Raw genomic sequence first — 19,616 nt, forward strand, 5'->3', positions numbered from 1 at the left:
ACCCCCTGGAGGAACACGTGGCCGAGCGCCAAGTCACCGTCAAGTCGGAGGTCGGCCTGCACGCCCGGCCCGCCGCGACGTTCGTGCAGACGGCGGCCAAGGCGTCCCTGGACGTCACCGTCGCCAAGGGATCCGGCGAGCCGGTGAACGCCAAGAGCATCCTGTCGGTCCTCTCGCTCGACGTCAGGGAGGGCGACACGGTGGTGATCAGAGCGGAGGGCGAGGGCGCGGAGGAGCTTCTCGACCAGCTGGCCGGCATCGCGTCGGCGCCGTGAGCACCCTCACCGGGGTGGGGGTGAGCCCCGGGATCGGGGTCGGCCCCGCCTACGTGCTCGCGTACGAGGCGCCCGTCCCGGCCCCGGGCTCCCGGCACGGCGGGGACGCCGCCGAGGAGCTGGCCGGGGCCGGGCGGGCGCTGGAGCGGGTCGCCGCCGACCTGGAGGAGCGGGGAGCCCGCGCCGGTGGCGAGGCCGGGGAGATCCTGGGGGCGCAGGCCATGATGGCCCGCGACCCTGGCCTGGCCGACGGGGTGGCCAAGCTGGTCGAGGCGGGCACCACCGCGGCTCGCGCGGTCTACGAGGCGTTCGGCCACTACCGTGACCTGCTCGCCGCCGCCGGGGGGTACCTCGGCGAGCGCGTCGCCGACCTGGACGACGTCAGGGACCGTGTCGTCGCGGTGATCGAGGGCCGGTCCACCCCCGGCCCGCCCGCGGGCACCGGGCAGCCGTACGTCCTCGTCGCCCGTGACCTGGCGCCCGCCGACACGGCGCTGCTGTCTCCGGACGTGGTGGCGGCCTTCGTCACCGAGCAGGGTGGCCCGACCAGCCACACCGCGATCCTCGCCCGCGCCATGGGGGTACCGGCCGTGGTGGCCTGCCCGGGGGCGACCTCGATCACGCCGGGGACGCCGGTGCTGGTCGACGGGGCCTCGGGGCTCGTGCGGCCCGCGCCCTCCGACGACGAGGTTCTCGGGGCGCGCAACGCCGCCGCCGCGCGGGAGGCCGTGCTCGCCTCCGCCACGGGTCCCGGGACGACCGCCGACGGGCACGCCGTGCCGCTGCTCGCCAACATCGGCGGGCCGCGCGACGTGGCCGCCGCGCTGGAGTACGGGGCCGAGGGGATCGGGCTCTACCGGACCGAGTTCCTCTTCCTCGACCGGGCCGAGGCGCCCTCCGCCGAGGAGCAGGAGGCCGCCTACCTGGAGGTGCTGGACGCCTTCCCCGGCGGCAGGGTGATCGTGCGGACCCTCGACGCGGGGGCCGACAAGCCGCTCGCCTTCCTGCCGCCGGGCGCGCACGAGCCCAACCCGGCGCTGGGGGAACGCGGGGCCCGGCTGTTCAGGACACACCCGGAGATCATGGGCACCCAGCTCGCCGCCCTGGCCTCGGCGGCCTCGCGCTCGTCGGCGAGGCTCCAGGTGATGGCGCCGATGGTGGCCACCGCCGAGGAGGCCGCCTGGTTCGCCGACGCCTGCGAGGCGGCGGGGCTGCCGTCGGCCGGAGTGATGATCGAGATACCGTCGGCGGCCCTGCGCGCCTCCGACCTGGCCGTCCGGGCGGGCTTCTTCTCCATCGGCACCAACGACCTGGCCCAGTACGCCCTCGCCGCCGACCGGCAGCTGGGCGCGCTGACCGGGCTCCAGGACGCCTGGCAGCCCGCCCTGCTCGACCTGGTCGCCCTGGCCACGGCGGGGGCAGCCGGGCGCGGGAGGCCGTGCGGGGCCTGCGGTGAGGCCGCGGCCGACCCGGCCCTCGCCTGCGTGCTCGTCGGGCTCGGGGTCACCTCGCTGTCGATGTCCGCCCCGGCGCTGCCCGCCGTACGGGCCGCGCTGTCGCGTCACACGCGGCAGCAGTGCCACCTGGCCGCCGCCGCCGCGCGGGCCGCCTCCTCCCCGGAGGACGCGCGCGCCGAGGCGCGCTCGCACCTGCCCGGCCTGGCCGGTCTGGCCCTGTGACGTGGGCGGACTTCCCGTACGGAACGGAAGGCGCCGGTCGGTGGGAGGCGTGGGGACGGTGGTGACCGGGTGGATGCGCGGGCGCCGGGGCGCGGGCCCGGATAGCGTAAGCGGCATGGCTCGGTGGATACGTGTGACGGGTATTGCAGTGATCGCGACGATGGCGGCCGGATGCGCCGAGGCGGGGAGGACCACTCCGCCCGCGTCCGGCGCGACACGGGTGGGTGAGACCTCCGCGAACGCCGACGCGGCACCCGCCAGGACCCCCGAGACCGAGGCGTCGTCCGTTCCCCCCGCGGCCTCCGCGACGGCGGAGGCGCCGGGGGTGGAGGGCGTGCTCGCCTCGATGAGCGTGGAGGAGAAGGTCGGCCAGCTCTTCATGCCCGTGCTGTACGGCCCGGCGGCCGACACGTCGTCGGGGGAGAACCAGGCGCGGTTCGGGGTGGACACCCCGGCGAAGATGATCGCCCGCTACCGTCCCGGCGGGGTGATCCTCTTCCCCTGGGCGGGCAACGTCAAGAACGTCCGGCAGATCGTGGCGCTGACCAACGGGCTGCAGAAGGCGTCCCCCGAGATCCCGTTGCTGATCGGCACGGACCAGGAGAACGGCAGGGTCTCCCGCCTCGCCCCGCTGGTCACCCCCCTTCCCGGGGCGTCGGTCATCGGCGCGACCCGCGACATCGCGCTGGCCCGCCGGGCCGCGGAGGTGACGGGCACCGAGCTGCGCGCCCTGGGCGTCAACCTCGACTTCGCGCCCGTCGCCGACGTCAACGTCAACCCGCGCAACCCGGTGATCGGCCCGCGCGCTTACGGCTCGGACCCGAAGAAGGTCGCGCCGATGGTCGCCGCCGCCGTCGAGGGCTTCCACGACGCGGGGATCGGGGCCACGGCCAAGCACTTTCCCGGCCACGGCGACACCGGGGTCGACAGCCACACCGGCCTGCCGGTGATCAAGCATTCCCGGTCCCAGTGGGACAGGCTGGACGCCCCGCCGTTCGCCGCCGCCATCGACAAGGACGTCGACGCGATCATGAGCGCGCACGTCGTCATGCCGAAGCTCGATCCCTCGGGTGACCCCGCCACCCTGTCCAAGCCGATCCTGACCGGGCTGCTCCGCGAGAAGCTCGGCTTCGACGGCGTCGTCTCGACCGACGCGCTGGACATGGCGGGGGTGCGCAAGAAGTACGGGGACGGGGAGGTCGCGGTACGGGCGATCCAGGCCGGGGTGGACCTGCTGCTCATGCCACCCGACTACCGCGAGGCCCACCGGGCGCTGCTGGCGGCCGTGGCGTCCGGGAAGATCTCCCAGGAGCGGCTCGACCAGTCCGTCCGGCGGCTGCTGAAGCTGAAGGCCGCTCGCGGCCTGCTGGAGAGGGCGCCGGTCGCCGACCCCGCCAAGGCCGAACGGGTGATCCGTTCGGCCGAGCATCTCAAGGTCGCCCGGCTCATCACCTCACGGGCCCGCTGAGCGGGATCCCGGGGTTCCTGCCAATGGGCCGTATCAGGCCCTGTCAGGCTGTACCAGCTGTATCAGCTGGTATCAGCCTGTATCAGGCGAGCTGAAGGTTGCCGGTCCTGGCCAGCGAGACGATGAGCGACTGGATGATGCGGGTGAGCAGGGCCTCGATCAGCATGACGGCCGCCTTGGCGAGCACGGTGGAGATGAATCCGGACATAACAACCTCACAGGGAGAAGGAGCGCTTAAGGTGATAATTCATACCAAAGGCGTCCAAGTCACCTGTCAAGAGGTTGCTGTTTGGTGAACATTCGGTGACATCCTGCGAGTTGACCGCTGGAAGGCCACCCCGGCGGCCGTCGTGGTGGCGGCGCTCCCCAGGGCGACGGTCCACCCCACGGGCCCGAGGGGGTGGCAGCCGAAGAACCGGCACACCCCCGGAACCGAGACCGTGACGCCCAGGACGGCGAGCGACAGCAGCGAGGCCAGGACGACCAGGCGATCCCGGCTGCCCAGGGCCAAGGTTTGCAACAGCTGCGACGCCACGAGCGCGACCAGGCCCATCGTGTCCGCCCGCCCGCGCGTACCGGTCATCCGGCCGATCGCCCAGGCCGCGCCCGCCGCGCTCGCCGTGGTGGCGGCGCGCAGGTAGATGTCGCGGGTCAGCGAGGCTCCCAGCGAGGCCTCCGGGCCCTCGTCCAGCAGCTTCTCCGGACTGGTGGCCGCCGGGGGCCGGGAGGCCACCGCCATGGCGGGCAGCATGTCGGTGAGCAGGTTGACCAGGAGCAGCTGCCGGGCGTTCAGCACGTTCCCGCCGCTGATCAGGCTGGACCCGACCGCGAAGACGATCTCGCCGATGTTGCCGCCGAGCAGGATGCTCAGGGCGTCGCGGACCGAACCCCACATGGCCCTGCCCTCGATGATCGCGTCGACGATCGTCTCGATGCGGTCGTCGGTCACGACGATGTCGGCCGCCGCCCGCGCCGCAGGGGTGGCGCGGGACCCGAGGGCGATCCCCACGTCCGCGCCCCTGATCGCGGGGGCGTCGTTGGCGCCGTCACCGGTGACCGCGACGACCTTGCCGGTCCGGCGCAGGCAGCTCACGATTCGCGCCTTGTGCGCCGGGGTGGTCCTGGCGAAGACCGTCACGTCCGGCAACGCCTCCACCAGCGTGTCGTCGTCCATTTCGTCCAGCTCGGGCCCCGTCATGATCCGCCCGCCGTTGAGCACGTTCAGCTCGGCGCCGATCGCCTCCGCGGTGCTCGGATGGTCACCCGTGATCATGACGACGCGCACGCCCGCCCGCGTGAGGCGGCCGACGCTCTCCGCGGCCGTGGGGCGTACGGGGTCGGCCAGGCCGAGGAACCCGAGGAAGCACAGGTCCTGGATGCGGGACTCGTCGAGATCGCGGCGGTCGGAGGCGGGGCGTTCCGCGACCGCGAGCACCCGGTAGCCCTGCCGGGCGAGCTGGTCGAGTTCCTTCTCGATCTCCGCCACGAGGGGATCCACGAGAGGGACCACCCGGCCGTCGCGGAGGATGGACGTGCAGCGGGTGACCACGACCTCGGGGGCGCCCTTGACGCTCAGCAGCGGGCCCGAGTCCCCCTTGCCGAGTACGGCGTGGTAGCCGCGTCCCGGTTCGAAGGGAAGCTCGTCGACCCGCTCCCAGCTTCCGGTGCCCTTCTCGGTCACGCCCAGCCGCTCGGCCCCCTTCAGCACGGCCCGGTCGGTGGGATGCGGGACGGGACGCCCCTCGTCGTGCCGGGGACAGGCACGCATCCCTGCGGTCACGATGTGCCTCAGCTCGGGCGTCAGGTCCTCCACGGTGCGCTCGTCCTGCACGTCCGAGACGCACCGCAGGCTGATGCGCCCCTCGGTGAGGGTTCCCGTCTTGTCGAAGCAGAGGACGTTCACCCGGCCGAGGGCCTCGATCGTGGAGGGGTTGGGCACCAGGGTGTTGCGGGTCGACAGCCGCCGCGCGGAGGCGAGCTCCGCGACCGAGGCGACGAACGGCAGCCCCTCGGGCACGGCGGCGACGGCGAGGCTCACCGCGGGCGCGAGCGCCTGCGGTACCGAGCTGCCGCGCAGCAGGTCGGCGGCGAGCAGGACGACGCCGGATCCGACCGCGACCGGCAGGACCCGGCGGCTCAGCTCCCGCAGCCGCAGCCGCACCCCCGAGTCCGGAGGGCGCTCCGAGGCGAGCCTGGCGGTCCTGGCCGCCTCGGTCGTCTCGCCCGCCGCGACCACCACGGCCAGCCCGCTACCGGCCGCCACCGTCGTCCCCTCGTAGACCATCGAGGTCCGGTCGGCGACGGCGGGCGCGTCGACGGGCTCCGGCGACTTGGTGACGAGCATCGACTCCCCGGTCAGGGCGGCCTCGTCGATCTCCAGGCCCACCGCCTTGAGCACGCGGCAGTCGGCCGGAACGGTGTCGCCCGCGCGCAGCTCGACCACGTCGCCGGGTACGAGGTCCTCGACGGCCGCGTTCACCTGCTCGTGGGAGCGGGCGGCGCTCGTCTTCTCGCCCGTACTCCTCGTACCCCGGGAGGAGCGAGCCGTGCTCGCCTTCTCCTGGGGGCGGCGCAGCCGTACGGTGACCGCCACCGCCTCGGTCAGGCGGTGCAGCGCCTTGTCGGCGGTGTAGCGCTGGCTCCCCCCGATGAGCGCGTTGGCGACCACGACCGTGCCGATCATCACCGAGTCGGAGACCGAGCCGACCAGGGCCGACAGGCCCGCCCCGGCCGCCAGCACGGGGGTCAGCGGGTTGGCCAGCTCCTCGGCGGACACGCGCAGCAGCGAATCGGGGCCCTGGGGCTTCTCCGACCCCGTGGAGGACCTGCGCCGTACGGCCTCGGCCTCGCTGATCCCGCTGGCCGACGACCCCAGCAGGGCCAGGACCTCCTTGGTCGGCATCGCGTGCCAGGGGGTCCTGTCGACCCTGATCGGCGGCGTCTCCCGCCCGGCGTGCCAGCCCGCCCACTCGCCCGTGACGAGGGTGGCCATCGACGTGCAGCTGCTCGCGAGCTGAGCCTTGTGCGACGAGTCCCTCGGTGGCCCGAGGGTGGCCAGCACGCCTCCGGCGGCGGTCCCCGCGGCGGTGAGCCACACGCACCGCTCGCTCGTCTTCCTCGCCGGTGCCAGGCAGCTCAGGAGCAGGTGGACCTCCTCAAGCTCGGCGATCACGTCCGCGTCCCAGGGCACCCGGCCAGAACGGCGCAGCACGCCGATCCCCAGGTCGGCCTGGGCCAGCGCGGCCATCCGGCGCGCGGACACCACGGCGACCCCGTGGCCGTCCGCCTGGAGCGCGCGAACCGACCGGGCCAGCCGGGAACCGCCCGGCACGATCTCGTCGATGCCGAGCCGCAGGCCGAGCTCCGCGTCGCCTCCCGCGAGCGCCACGGCGCACGCGTCCTTGGCCGCGGCGACGATCGCGTCGGCCAGCGGGTCGACCCGAGGCGCCAGGCCGACCAGGGCGGCCGGAAGGCCCTTCCGCGTCACGCGGACGGCCCGGATCCCCCCGGCCTCCCAGTCCTCGGCCTCCTCGGCGACGAGCCCGGCCGGGCCCGCGAGAGGCTCGGCCTTCCAGGTGTCGCGTTCCCGCCGCGCGGCGGGGTCGTCGACGTCGATCAGGTCGTGGAGCCGCGCGCGCAGCCCGTCGAGGCCCTCGCCGTTCACGGAGCCCGCGTCGCCGAGGGGGATGACGCGGTCGATCTCCCACGAACCCGCGCCGAGCACGTCGGCGTCGAGGATGACGGTGTCGATCCCGTCCATGCGGCGCAGAGCCCGGTCGTTGAGGACGATCGCCCCGCGCCTCGCCATGGCCCGCCCTATCGCGGAGGCGAAGGACTCGCGGCCCAGCTTCGCGGCCTTGGGCGTCGTCGCGGTGAGCATGGCGACGGCGCGCTCCCGGCCGTCACCGAAGAGGTACGTCAGCCCGGTGGCGCCCAACGCCGCCGGGACCCCGACGCGCTCGAACCGCTCCACGGGGCTGTGGGCCATGGGCGCGGGGCGCGGCCTGCCGGTCGTACGGGTGTGGCGGTAGGAGCCCTCCCGCGACCCCAGTTCGTGCTGGCGCCTCTCCCAGGCCCGCCGGGTGTCGCGCGCCTCGATGTAGCGGCCGACGGCGGTGGCCGACTGGACGAGCATGCCCACCCGGCGCAGCGCCAGGGTGTGGGTGACGATGTTCGCCGTCGCGAACAGGGCGACGGTGGCCGGGCCGCCGATGTGGCGCTCCAGCTCGTGACGGACCTTCGGGGTGGTCTCGGCCAGGCCCAGCAGCGCGGGGACGATCGGCGGGATCGGCGGTACGTGCACCGCTCGCCCGGCGAACGCCATGCCCGCCCCGAGCAGGCTCGCGCCGAGCCGGACGCCGGCGCGGGTGTGCCGTTCCACCAGCCTGGTGGTGTGGTGATCCACCAGGCTGGAGACGAGGAATCCGGGCTTCGGGGACTCCTGTTCGGCGTCCTCGTCCTCGTCCTCGTCGTCGGTGTCCTCGTTCAGGTCGTCGTCGTCGCCGCCGGTCAGGTCGTTGTCGTCGTCATCGTCGTCGTCGTCCGTACCCCCGCCGTCGAGCGCTTCGATGATCGACAGCAGCTTCTCCAGGTTGATCGACTCCGGGTCGCATCCCACGAAGACGGAGCCGAGGACACCGTTGACCTCGGCCCGCTCGACCCCCTTCAGCCTCAGCAGCGCGTTCTCCAGCCGCCGGGCCTTCGACTCGCTGCCCTGGGCGCCGACCGTGCGCAGATCGACATGGAGCCCTCCGGGACAGATCCGCCTCCCGCGTGAACGCGGCAGGGCGTTCCTGACCGCGCCGGGCACGACCTTGATCGCACCGGGCACGACACTCCAGAGGGTTTCCGCGGGACCGGACAGCAGGCGGGGAACGAACATTCAGATCTCCAGCAGGCAAGATGACGGGGCCGATCAGGCCGTTGGTTACGCGTGGCCTGATCGGCCCCATCGCTGCGATTACTTGGACGACCTCCCGCGGGCCACACCCCTCGAACGGGAGGCGGACGTCGTCGCCCGGGAGGCGGAGCCCGCCGTGCGAGAGGCGGACGCCGAGGCCCGAACCCGTGAGGTGGGCGTCGCGGCCCGTCGTGACGTGGACGTCGTGGTGCGGGACGCCGGTTTCGTGGTCCGCGACGCGGGCTTCGTCGCCCGTGCCGAGGGCTTCGAGGTCCGGGGTACGGGCCTCGTGGCCCGGGACGCGGTCGCGGCCCGTGCGCGTGAGGCGGTCGTGGTCCGTGAACCGGTGCCCGTGGTCCGTGCGGCGGTGCTTCCCGTACGGGTCGCGGTGCCCGTCGTACGTGACGTGGCACCGGTCGCCCGTGACGTGGTGCTCGCGGCTCGCGAGGTGGCCGCCGACGCCCGCGACGCGGGCCTCGTGGTCCGTGCGGCGGTGCTCCCCGTACGGGTCGCGGTGCTTCGGGTCCGCGAGGCGGGGCTGGCCGCCCGGGTGGCCCGGGAGGCGGTGGTGCCCGTAGCGCGCTTCGTGGTGCCTGTGGCGCGTTTCGTGGTGCCCGTGGTGCGGGTCGCGGGCTTCGTGGTCCGCGAGGTGGCGCTTCCCGTACGGGATGTGGCGCTTCGGGTCCGCGAAGTGGTGCCCGTGGCGCGCTTCGTGGTGCCCGTGGTGCGGGTCGCGGGCTTCGTGGTCCGCGAGGCGGTGCTTCCCGTACGGGTCGCGGTGCTTCGGGTCCGCGAAGTGGGACTGGTCGCCCGGGAGGCCGAAGCGGCTGCCCGGGAGGCGGCGCCCGCCGTGCGGGACGCGGCACCGGTGGCCCGGGACGCGGCGGTGCCCGCCGCGCGCTTCGCGGTACCTGTGGCACGCTTCGCGGCGCCCGCGGCGCGGGTCGCGGTGCTACGGGTCCGTGAAGTGGTGCCCGTGGCGCGTTTCGTGGTGCCCGTGGCGCGGGTCGCGGCGCTGCGGGTCCGTGAAGTGGCGCTTCCCGTGCGGGTCGCGGGCTTCGCGGTCCGCGAGGCGGCGCTTCCCGTACGGGATGTGGCGCTGCGGGTCCGTGAGGCGGTGCTTCCCGTGCGGGTCGCGGTGCTGCGGGTCCGTGCGGTGGGGCTGGTCGCCCGGGAGGCCGAGGCGGCCGCCCGGGAGGCGGCGCCCGCCGTGCGGGACGCGGCACCGGTGGCCCGGGACGCGGCGGTGCCCGCCGCGCGCTTCGCCGTACCGGCCGCCCGGGAGGCGGCGCTCGCGGTGCGGGACGCGGCGGTGCCCGCCGCCCGGGACACGGTGCTCGCGGCCCTGGAGGCGGTACGTGACGCGGACGCCGCCGTCGTACGGGACGCGGGCCTGGTGGTCCGGGACGTGGAGCTTCCCGTGCGGGACCTCGACGTCGAACCGGTCGTCCGGGACCTGGACGTCGAACCGCTCGTCCGGGACGCGGTGCCTCCGGACGCGGACGCCGAAGTGCCGGACGCGGAGCTCGCGGGCCTGGAGACCGGGCTCGATGACCGGTTCTTCCCGCGCGCACGCTGCGCGATCAGCGTCCCGACCCCGATGGCCGCCGCTACCGGCCATTCGAGCAGTCCCGCCACCGCGAGCGCGCCGAGTCCTCCGTAGTAGACGATGCGCTCGGTTGGCGGGAGGAACGACTTGGCCGCGTCGACGGCCTGCCCCGCCTCCTGCCTGCTGACGCGCGGCAGGTGAACATGCGGAGGCCGCAACTGCACGGTCATCATCGGAAATTTGAGCGTTAGCGAGTGGCCGTCCTTTTTCCTGCTTGCCTGGGCATGCGCGGTGGACGTTGCGGGTGTGGTCGGTCTCTGCGCCGTACGGGCGCGTGACCGGCTCGTCTGAGCTACTGCCATGATCCCTCCTCATGGGAACCGAGGGAAGGTGCAAATGGAGCCCGCAGGAGGTCGATCATGCCTTCTACGTGCGGTTATATGGCCCGAGTGCCATTCTCGTAATCTTCCTCGTATTGTGGCCGCGAAACGCGTAACGGTCGTTGAATCGGATGTTAGGGGAGGAATCTCCGACCGCTCGGACCGCACGCTGTCCGTTTAGGGATGCTTTGTGGAGGTGCGGCGAGCGGCGGTGCGAGGGTGAACCTCGTCCGGACCGTCGAGGACACGCGTGCCGGGAGCCGCACGATTCGGCACCACCCCTTCGGCCGCCGTCCACCGGTGCGCGCCTACCCTGGAACCCGTTCCACCAAGGAGGAGAGATGCTGAAGGGCGTGCTGATCGACTGGGGTGGCGTGCTCACCGTCGGTCTCACCGAGGCGATCGCCGAGTGGATCGTCGCCGAGAGACTCGACGAGGCCCACTACCGGGAGGTGATGCGCGAGCTCATCGTCCGCGCGTACGAGAACACGGAGAACGGCGAGAACACCATCCACGCCCTGGAGCGCGGAGAGATCTCCGGCCTGGACTTCGAACGCGACCTGGCGGCCAGGCTGATCACGACGGACGGCGTGCCACCGGCCGCCGAGGGGCTGCTGACCAGGATGTTCTCCCGCTTCCACCGGGTCGAGCCGATGTACGAGATGCTCCGTGAGGCCCGCGCCGCGGGGCTGCGCACCTGCCTGCTCTCCAACTCCTGGGCGAACGAGTACCCCCGCGAGGGCTGGGAGGACTTCTTCGACGAGGTCGTCATCTCGGGGGAGGTCGGCATGCGCAAGCCCGAGCCGAGGATCTTCGAGCACGCGCTCGGCAGGATCGGCCTGGCCGGGGAGGAGTGCGTGTTCGTCGACGACATCGAGGCCAACATCGAGGCCGCCCGGCGGCTCGGCATCGTCGGCGTGCACCACCGCGACCCCGAGCTGACCATCGCCGAACTGGAGACCCTGTTCCGGATCTCGCTTCGCTGACCCGTCGCGCGGGTGGTACCACCGGAGGTCGCCCGTACTGGCACACTCGATGCGTGAATCGGCGCCGAACCGGCGCCGATGTCGGAGAGATAGATCGAGGCATGGATGCGCGTCTACCTGCCGTGTACGCTCCCGGCGCTGGCCCGTGTGGCCACCGCGGGGGAGCTCGGCCCGGCCCCGCTGACCGGCTACGCGGTGACCCCCGCGTTGATCGAGTGGTACGCCTCGGGTGACACCGAGGAACTGGAGTACGTCGCCCTGACCGAGGCGGCCAGGGATTCCCTGCGGATGCTGGCCGCCGACCGCGCCGACGGGGTGGAGGTCGCCGCCCGGCGGGTGGTCGTCGCCGTCGACGTGCCCGAGGGCGACGTGGGCGCGAGCGCCGACCTGGAGGAGCGCGCCCGGGTGCGGCTCGCCGGGGCGGTCCCGCTGAGCCTGGTCGCCGCGGTCCACGTGGACGACATGTCGGCGGTGAAGGACGTCGAGGCCGCCCTCGCCGCGCTGCCCGCGGCCGACCGGGGCGACGACGACGCCCGCTTCACCGTGGACGGCGCCGAGGCCAACGAGCTCCTGTGGTACGCCACCCAGGAGATCCCCGACCTGGTCGGCTGACCTCCTCCCGCCTGTCCGGAGCCCGTCCCCCGGGGCTCGAAGCCCCGGGGGAGTCCCCGTGCCGCGAGCGTCCAGAGTGGGCCACCTCTCCCTGCCACGGCGCCGACCCGGCGGGGGTTTTCGCTATTCTGGAGGGCAATATGAGACACATTGTTTGGGATTGGAACGGCACGCTGTTTCACGACATCGACGCCGTCGTCGGTGCGACGAACGCGGTGTTCGAGCCGTACGGGCTGGGTTCCTACGATGCCGACCGCTTCCGCGCGGTCTACACGCGCCCGATCTGGGCCGCCTACGAGCGCATGCTCGGCCGTGCCCTTGAGGACGGCGAGTGGGAGCGGCTCGACCTCGGTTTCCACGAGAGCTACCACCAGCTGATGCTGGAGTGCGGGCTGGCCGCCGACGCCCTCTCCACCCTGCAGAGCTGGGAGCGCTCGGGCGGCAAGCAGTCGCTGCTGTCCATGTGGGCGCACGAACGCCTGGTCCCCAAGATCGCGGAATTCGGGATCGACCACCACTTCACCCGGATCGACGGCCTGCGCAGCGCCTCCGGCGGGCACAAGGCCGAGTCGATGGTGGCCCACCTCGCCGCGCTCGGCGTCGACCCGGCCGACGTCCTCGTCATCGGCGACAGCCTGGACGACGCGCACGCCGCCCAGCACGTCGGGGCCCGCGCGGTCCTCTACACCGGCGGCATGACCAGCCGGGCCGACCTGATGGCCTGCGGCGTCCCGGTCGTCGACACCCTGGAGAACGCGCTCGACCACGCCTGACGGCCCGTGACGCGCCCGGCCACGCCTGACGGCGCGTGACGCGCGTCCGGGGTGTCGTACCCCCGGAGGAGGCGCTCGGCCACACCTGACGGCCCGGAGGCATGTGTCCCGGTCGTCGCCGTCATGGATCGCGCTCAGCCGCGCGTGACGCGCGTCCGGGGTGTCGCACCCAGGAGAACGCGCCCGGCCACGCCTGAGGGCCCGGAGGTATGTGTCCCCGGTCGTCGCCGTCATAGCGGACGCGCCCGGCCACGCCCGACAACCCGTGACGTGACCTCCCAAGAACCGGCAAACGGATCCTTTCGGTATCGAAGGCGGTCGCCAGACGCCCGGGGCCGTACCCTGGGCATCCGCACCCATTCCGGGAGGCCCCCGATCAACCGCCTCGTCCTCTGGAACATCGACCTCACGCTGGTCGACGTGTCGATCGTCACCCGCGAGGCATACGCGGAGGCCTTCCGAAGCGTGACCGGAAGGCCCCTGGTCAAGCTGACCCAGGCCAACGGCCGCCCCGACTCGGAGATCGTCTTCGAGATGCTCGCCATCAACGGGATCGTCGCCGGGGACGACCACCTCCCCAGGTTCCTCGACGCGCTGGCCGGGGCCTTCGGCGCCCGGCGCAGGCGCCTGGCCAAGGACGGCCGGATGATGCCCGGCGCCCGCGACGCGCTGAAGGCCGTGGCGAAGCTCGACGGCGTGGTCCAGTCGGTGCTCACCGGCACGATCAAGAGCAACGCGGCGCACAAGCTGACCGCGTTCAGCCTCGACAAGCACATCGACTTCGAGATCGGCGGCTACGGCGAGGAGGTCTATCCCAAGGCCACTCTTCTACAGGTCGCCCAGGGCCGCGCCAAGCAGAAGTACGGGGCGACCTTCGACGGGCGCAACACCGTGCTGATCGGCGACTCGGCCAGGGACGTCCAGGCCGCCAGGATCGCCGGGGCCGCGATGATCGGGGTCGCCTCGGGGCGCTCCCTCCCGGCCGAACTGCACGAGGCGGGAGCCGACGTGGTCCTGCCCGACCTCTCCAACCCCTCCGAGGTCGTCGCCGCCGTCGCCGGTCTCACCTCCCCGGCCCGGCGCTCCGGCCACTCCCCGGCGGGCCGCTGACCTTCGGCCTCACCGGCCGGCGAGCGGCGGCCGTATGTGGTCGTCCCACACGGGGTGGCCGGAGGGTGTGTGGTCACGGGGGATGACATTCGGGTGGGGCGCCGAGAGGATGGGGCCATGGTTGAGGAAGGTGCGCCGCTCTGGGAGCCGTCCCCGGAGATCGTGAGGAACGCCAAGGTCACCCGCTACGCGGAGTGGCTGGGCAGGGCCGCTGACTACGAGTCCCTGTGGCGGTGGTCGGTCGACGCCCCCGAGGAGTTCTGGACGTCGATCTGGGACTACTTCGGGGTCGTGGGGGAGCGCGGTGACGGGCCCGTCATGTCGGGGGAGATGCCCGGCACCGAGTGGTTCGCCGGGTCGACGCTGAACTACGCGGCGAACGCGCTGCGCGGGGCCGCGTCCGACCCCGGGCGGCTCGCGGTGGTCTCCCGCGACGAGGCGGGCGGGCGCCGGACGCTCACCCTGGGCGAACTGGCCGGGGAGGTGGCGCGGGTCAGGACGGGACTGGCCGCGCTGGGCGTCGGGCGGGGCGACCGGGTCGCGGCCTACGTGCCGAACGTCCCCGAGGCGCTGGTCGCCTTCCTGGCGACCGCCTCCCTGGGCGCGATCTGGTCCTCCTGCTCGCCCGACTTCGGCGCGCCCAGCGTGATCGACCGTTTCACCCAGATCGAGCCGAAGGTGCTCATCGCGGTCGACGGCTACGACTACAACGGCAGGCACTTCGACCGGAGCGACGTCGTCCAGGACATCGCCGCCAAGCTGCCGACCCTGGTGGCACGGATACGCATCCCGGCCCAGGAGACGGAGCCTCGGGACACGATCGTGACCGGCGACGGAGCCCGTACGACGAGCGAGGCCCGTACGACGAGCGGGGTCCGCACGGTGAGCTGGGCGGAGGCGCGTGCCGTCGCGGGGCCGCTCGACTTCGAGCCGGTGCCGTTCGGGCACCCGCTCTGGATCGTCTACTCCTCGGGCACCACCGGGCTGCCCAAGCCGATCGTGCACGGCCACGGCGGCGTGGTGCTGGAGCACCTCAAGGCGCTCTCCTTCCACCAGGACCTGGGCGAGGGCGACGTCTTCTTCTGGTACACCACCACCGGCTGGATGATGTGGAACTACCTCGTCGGCGGCCTGCTGGTCGGCTCGGCGGTGGTGCTCTACGACGGGGCGGCGACCTACCCGGAGACCGGCGCGCTCTGGCGGCTCGCCGCCGAGGAGGGGGTCACCTACTTCGGTACGGGGGCCCCGTACGTGATCGCGTCCATGAAGGCCGGTCTCGGGCCGTCCGGGCTCGACCGGCTGCGGGGCCTCGGCTCCACCGGCTCGCCGCTGCCGCCCGAGGGGTTCGCCTGGGTGCACGACGCGCTGCCGGAGGTCCAGCTCGGCTCGTTCTCCGGCGGCACCGACGTGTGCACCGGTTTCGTGGGCGCCGTGCCGCTGCTCCCGGTCCGGGCGGGGGTGATCCCGTGCCGCTGCCTGGGGGCGAGGGTCGAGTCCTTCGACCCGTCGGGCACGCCGGTGGTCGGCGAGGTGGGCGAGCTGGTGCTGACCCTGCCGATGCCGTCGATGCCGGTGATGTTCTGGAACGACCCCGACGGGTCCCGCTACCGCGACAGCTACTTCTCCGAGTATCCCGGCGTCTGGCGGCACGGCGACTGGATCAAGATCCTCCCCGACGGCGGCTGCGTGATCTACGGCCGCTCCGACTCGACCCTGAACCGGGGCGGCGTCCGGATGGGCACCAGCGAGTTCTACCGCGTGGTGGAGCGCTTCGAGGAGATCACCGACAGCCTGGTGATCGACACCGGCCAGCTCGGCCAGGAGGGCCGCCTCCTGCTGTACGTCACCATGGCCGAGGCGGCGACCCTGGACGACGACCTGGTCGCGCGCCTGCGCCGGGAGCTGCGGGAAGGTCTCTCCCCGCGCCACGTGCCGAACGAGATCATCGAGGTCCCCGGCATCCCCCGTACCCTCAGCGGCAAGAAGCTGGAGGTCCCCATCCGCAAGATCCTCCTCGGAGTCGCCCCGGAAAAGGCCGCCAACCTCGACGCCATGGCCAACCCCGAGGTCCTCTCCCACTTCGTCCCGGAACCCCACCCCGGCCCGGAGGCCGAACTCGCCTCGGAACCTCGTCCCGTCCTGGAATCCGGGCTCGCCCCGGAGGCCGACGCCCCCCGGCGCTGAGCGTCGCGTCACCGGCCGCGCCGGACGGCCCCGATGTCCAGAAGGCGCCGTCCTCGGGTACGGCGTGAAGTCCCGGCATCGGGAAGCATCGGTGTCATGGCCGGTTGTCGCGGCCGGGCGGTCCCGGTTTCCTGAGGACATTCCTCCCGGGAACCGGGGGCACCGGCTCAGGCGGCCCGGGACGGGATCCCGGTTTGCTGCACAGGTGATGAAAAATCCTGACACGTTCCGCCGGGTCGTCGCCGGTATCGCCCTGCTCGCCTGGCCGGTGCTGGAGTTCCTGGCCTTCCTCACCTCACCCCCCGGAACCAGCCACGAGCCCGGGATCTTCCGCGAGAACGCGACGACCGTGCAGGTCAGCGCGCTGCTCTACATCTGGGCGACGCTCAGCCTCATCCCGCTGGTCCTCGCCCTGGCCCACCTGCTGCGCGAACGCGCCCCGAGGGCGGGCGGTATCGGGGCCGCGCTCGGGCTGATCGGCTCCGGGCACGCGCTGACGCTCTTCACCACCGACTTCTACGACCTCGCCCTGGCCCAGACGCTGCCCGCCGCGCAGGCGGAGGCGGTCACGGCCAGGGCGGGCGAGCTGTGGGGCTTCCTGTACGGCATGCTGCTGCCCGCGTTCCTGTGCCACGTCGGCCTGTTCACCCTGCTGATCACGCTGGCCGCGGTGCGGATCGCCCCCTGGTGGGTGCCGGTCGTCGCGATCGCGGGGACGGTCGTCCCGTTCGTGGTCGCCGGGCAGCCTCCGGTCGTGCAGTCGGTGGGCGCCCTGCTCCACCTGGCCGCCTACGGCTGGATCGCGCTGCGCGTGCTGCGCATGCCGGACGCCGAGTGGATCGGGGGTGTCAGAGCCCCGCTTCCCGCGCGCGCATGATCGCCTGCGCCCGGTCGGCCACCTGGAGCTTGGTGAAGACGGCCGACACGTGGTTGCGCACGGTCTTCTGGCTCAGCCCGAGCCTGGCCGCGATCTGCGGGTTCGTCAGGTGCTCGGCGACCAGGCCGAGGATCTCCCGTTCCCGCCTGGTCAGCTCGGGCAGGGCCGGTTCGCCCCGCCCGGAACCGGAACCGGACCCGTGCCCGCGCTCGGTGAAGTAGCCCATCAGCCGGGCGGCGACGGCGGGCCCGAAGATGGCCTCCCCCTCGGCGACCGCCTGTACCGACCGGACGATCTCCGCCTTCCTGGCGCCCTTGAGGACGTAGCCCCGGGCGCCGGCCCGTATGGCGGCGAACACCGAGTCGTCGTCGTCCGACATGCTGAGCACGACCACCCGGATGTGCGGGTGGTCACGGGCGAGCCGCTCGGTCGCCGCGACCCCGCCCATGCCGGGCATCGCCAGGTCCATCAGGACCACGTCGGGCTGTGCCCGCCCGACCAGGGCCAGCGCCTGCTCGCCGCTCGCGGCCTCGTCGGCCACCTCGATGCCCTCGGCCGTCGACAGCAGGGTCCGCAGTCCCGCGCGGAACCCCGGGTGGTCGTCAACCAGCAGGATCCGGATCACCGCTGTCCCCTTCCTCCTTATCGCCCGCGGGCAGTACGACCCTGACGAGGGTCCCGCCCTCCGGACGCTCCTCGAACGTGCACGATCCGCCCAGCTCCGCGGCCCGCTCCCGCATCGACGCCAGCCCGACCCCCGCCCCCGGCTCCCCGGCGCCGTTCCCCGTACCGTCCGGCCTCCCGGCAGCGGCTCCTGCCGCGCCCGGCTCCCCGGAACCGGGCTCCCCGGCGCCGTTCCCCGTACCGTCAGGCCCCCCGGACCCGGGTCCCGGGCGCATACCCCGGCCGTCGTCGGACACCTCCAGTCTCAGCGTGCCGTCCGCGACCTCCACCCGCAGCTCCGCGCGGGTCGCCCCGGCGTGCCTGCGGACGTTGGCCAGCGCCTCGGACGCGATCCGGTAGGCGGCGACCTCGGTGGCGGCCGGGAGCGGCGGCAGGTCGTCCGGGGCGCACAGGGTCACGCGCAGGCCGGACGGCTGCCGGGTCGCGTGGGCGCGGAGCGCGCCGAGCAGCCCCAGGGAGTCCAACGCGGGCGGGCGCAGCCCCTCCACCAGGGTCCGGACGTCGGCCACCGCGGCCTCGGCGTCGGAGACGATCCCGGCCAGCAGCCGCCGCGCGCGCTCGTCGCCGACCAGGTCGTGCACGGCCTCCGCGCGCATGGTCAGCGCGGCCAGCGTGGGCCCGAGCCCGTCGTGCAGGTCGCGCCTCAACCGGCGCCGTTCCTCCTCGCGGGCCATCACCAGCCGCTCCCGCGAGCGCCGTAGGTCGGCGGAGAGGCGCACGGCGTGCACGGCCACCGCGACCTGCCTGGCCAGGTCGCCGAGTACGCGCAGGTCACGGGGGCCGAAGCCGCTCTCTCCCGGCCGGGGCGACAGGATGAGGTCACCGGCGCGCTCGCCGTTGTGCGTCAGCGGCAGCCGTACCAGGTCCGCGCCGGGGGTGCCGTACGCGTGCCGCGAGCCCCCGGCCGTCTCGACCACCGCGTACGGGAGGCGCAGCGCCTCGGCGACCGAGCGCGCGACCCCCGGCAGCACGCTCCCGGGCTCGGCGGTGTTCTCCAGGCGACGGCCCAGGCGGGTGAGCGCCGCGTACGGGTCGTCGCGCTCGCCGTACGTCAGCAGGTTGATCCAGCCCTGCAGCCGTTCCCGCAGCGGCGCGAAGGCGAGGGCGACGAGCCCGGCGGCCAGGACGGAGATCGGCAGGTCACCGGAGGGGAAGAGCGCGCCGAGGTAGCCGACCACGGCCACGTACCCGCCGGTCACGCACGCGGAGAGCAGCGCGTAGACCAGCGTCCGGTTGATCACCAGGTCGATGTCGAAGAGCCGGTGACGCAGGATCGCGACGCAGATGGCGACCGGCAGGAAGGTCGCGCCCGCCGCGCCGGCCAGCTCCCAGAAGGTGCTCGTCGAGGGCCAGACGGCGCCGGGGAGGTCGTCGGTCAGCCCGGCCGCCAGCCTGGCCGCGACGACCACCGCCTCGACGGCGGCCGCGTAGGCCAGCCAGGCGATCCGCGGGCGCTCCTCGCCACGGCTGCGCAGGGCCCGCAGGCCCAGGTCCAGCGCGCCCGCGGCGAACACCACCGCGAACAGGACCGTCATCGCCGTCTCCACCGCCGGTGCCGCGCCCGCCAGCCCCGCGACCCCGAGGGGGTTGACCACCCCGCTGCCCTCGGCGACCTGGCCGTTCTCACCGGGACGCAGCGCACCGGCCACCATGGCCACCACCCCTGCGGCGGCGGCGCCGACCACCAGCCGGCGCGATCCCGGCGAGTACGGCCGCCCGCCGGGGAAGAACAGCGGGACCAGGCAGATCGACAGGTTCGCCGGTACCCACAACCAGGTCTGCGGCCAGGCCAGGGCCCCGGCCAGCGGCAGTCCGGGACGCGTGACGAGGCCGAGGATCGCGTAGTGCCCGCAGGCCTCCATGAGCGCGAAGCAGAACGCGCTCAACGCCAGCAGCCGGCCCACCCCGTGCCCGGGACGGCGCGAGGAGATGAGCCCGCCCGCGAGCGCGCAGGCCGCCACGAACAGCAGATGGGACTGGGTGAGCGGATCCGTGCCGTCGAGGGCGCCGAGGGCCACGGCGAGCGCGGCCAGGACCAGGGTCAGGGCGCACCAGGACCACGCGACGCGCGCCGCCATCGTCACCGTTCCTCCCCGAGCCCGCTCCTCCCGTGCCGGTCGTCACACCGTACCCGGCCGT

Annotated in this window: 14 protein-coding genes; 10 read left to right on the forward strand and 4 right to left on the reverse strand. The window is 73.5% G+C overall.

The features are described 5' to 3' along the window. Positions 1-17: 17 nt before the first annotated feature. From ACW9TB_RS18380 to ACW9TB_RS18390, 3 genes are all read left to right on the forward strand, one after another. Positions 18-275: an HPr family phosphocarrier protein gene (locus ACW9TB_RS18380; RefSeq protein ID WP_472749220.1), complete on the forward strand. Its 258-nt coding sequence runs from the start codon at positions 18-20 to the stop codon at positions 273-275. Then, positions 272-1,954, forward strand: coding sequence for a phosphoenolpyruvate--protein phosphotransferase (gene ptsP, locus ACW9TB_RS18385; RefSeq protein WP_472749221.1), 1,683 nt, complete (start codon positions 272-274; stop codon positions 1,952-1,954). Before ACW9TB_RS18380 ends, ptsP begins: the two co-directional genes overlap by 4 nt. A gap of 133 nt (positions 1,955-2,087) precedes the next feature. Further along, positions 2,088-3,422 carry a glycoside hydrolase family 3 protein gene (locus tag ACW9TB_RS18390; RefSeq protein ID WP_472749222.1) on the forward strand — a complete coding sequence of 445 codons (1,335 nt, stop codon included), beginning with the start codon at positions 2,088-2,090 and terminating at the stop codon, positions 3,420-3,422. Positions 3,423-3,504: 82 nt separating this feature from the next. On the opposite strand, the gene ACW9TB_RS18395 is transcribed toward ACW9TB_RS18390, so the two are convergent. Then, on the reverse strand, positions 3,505-3,630 hold the full coding sequence (locus ACW9TB_RS18395) for a hypothetical protein (protein WP_472749223.1): 126 nt from the start codon (positions 3,628-3,630) through the stop codon (positions 3,505-3,507). A 66-nt stretch (positions 3,631-3,696) separates the two neighbouring features. Beyond that, entirely contained in the window at positions 3,697-8,304 is a 4,608-nt protein-coding gene (locus ACW9TB_RS18400) for an HAD-IC family P-type ATPase (protein ID WP_472749224.1), read from the reverse strand. A gap of 82 nt (positions 8,305-8,386) precedes the next feature. On the opposite strand from ACW9TB_RS18400, the gene ACW9TB_RS18405 reads away from it, so the two are divergent. The 7 genes from ACW9TB_RS18405 to ACW9TB_RS18435 all read left to right on the forward strand — a co-directional run bounded on the left by ACW9TB_RS18405 (position 8,387) and on the right by ACW9TB_RS18435 (position 16,793). Further along, complete coding sequence (locus ACW9TB_RS18405) at positions 8,387-9,985, forward strand: hypothetical protein (RefSeq protein WP_472749225.1); 1,599 nt, start codon at positions 8,387-8,389, stop codon at positions 9,983-9,985. 607 nt (positions 9,986-10,592) lie between these two features. Next, positions 10,593-11,237, forward strand: coding sequence for an HAD family hydrolase (locus tag ACW9TB_RS18410; protein ID WP_472749226.1), 645 nt, complete (start codon positions 10,593-10,595; stop codon positions 11,235-11,237). Positions 11,238-11,342: 105 nt separating this feature from the next. Then, positions 11,343-11,849: a DUF6912 family protein gene (locus tag ACW9TB_RS18415; RefSeq protein WP_472749227.1), complete on the forward strand. Its 507-nt coding sequence runs from the start codon at positions 11,343-11,345 to the stop codon at positions 11,847-11,849. 140 nt (positions 11,850-11,989) lie between these two features. Further along, positions 11,990-12,622, forward strand: coding sequence for an HAD family hydrolase (locus ACW9TB_RS18420; protein WP_472749228.1), 633 nt, complete (start codon positions 11,990-11,992; stop codon positions 12,620-12,622). A gap of 375 nt (positions 12,623-12,997) precedes the next feature. Further along, a complete protein-coding gene (locus tag ACW9TB_RS18425) occupies positions 12,998-13,732 on the forward strand; it encodes an HAD family hydrolase (protein ID WP_472749308.1) in 735 nt (244 codons plus the stop codon). A gap of 117 nt (positions 13,733-13,849) precedes the next feature. Beyond that, the gene (locus tag ACW9TB_RS18430; RefSeq protein ID WP_472749229.1) at positions 13,850-15,916 is read left to right on the forward strand and encodes an acetoacetate--CoA ligase; all 2,067 of its coding nucleotides are present in this window, start codon (positions 13,850-13,852) and stop codon (positions 15,914-15,916) included. A gap of 208 nt (positions 15,917-16,124) precedes the next feature. Further along, a complete protein-coding gene (locus tag ACW9TB_RS18435; protein WP_472749230.1) occupies positions 16,125-16,793 on the forward strand; it encodes a hypothetical protein in 669 nt (222 codons plus the stop codon). On the opposite strand, the gene ACW9TB_RS18440 is transcribed toward ACW9TB_RS18435, so the two are convergent. Next, positions 16,765-17,418, reverse strand: a complete 654-nt coding sequence (locus ACW9TB_RS18440) for a response regulator transcription factor (protein ID WP_472749231.1) — start codon at positions 17,416-17,418, stop codon at positions 16,765-16,767. The two genes, ACW9TB_RS18435 and ACW9TB_RS18440, sit on opposite strands and share 29 nt — an antisense overlap. Then, positions 17,396-19,555, reverse strand: coding sequence for a sensor histidine kinase (locus ACW9TB_RS18445; RefSeq protein ID WP_472749309.1), 2,160 nt, complete (start codon positions 19,553-19,555; stop codon positions 17,396-17,398). Before ACW9TB_RS18445 ends, ACW9TB_RS18440 begins: the two co-directional genes overlap by 23 nt. Positions 19,556-19,616: the final 61 nt, after the last annotated feature.

The sequence above is a fragment of the Streptosporangium sp. H13245 genome, assembly GCF_055690525.1.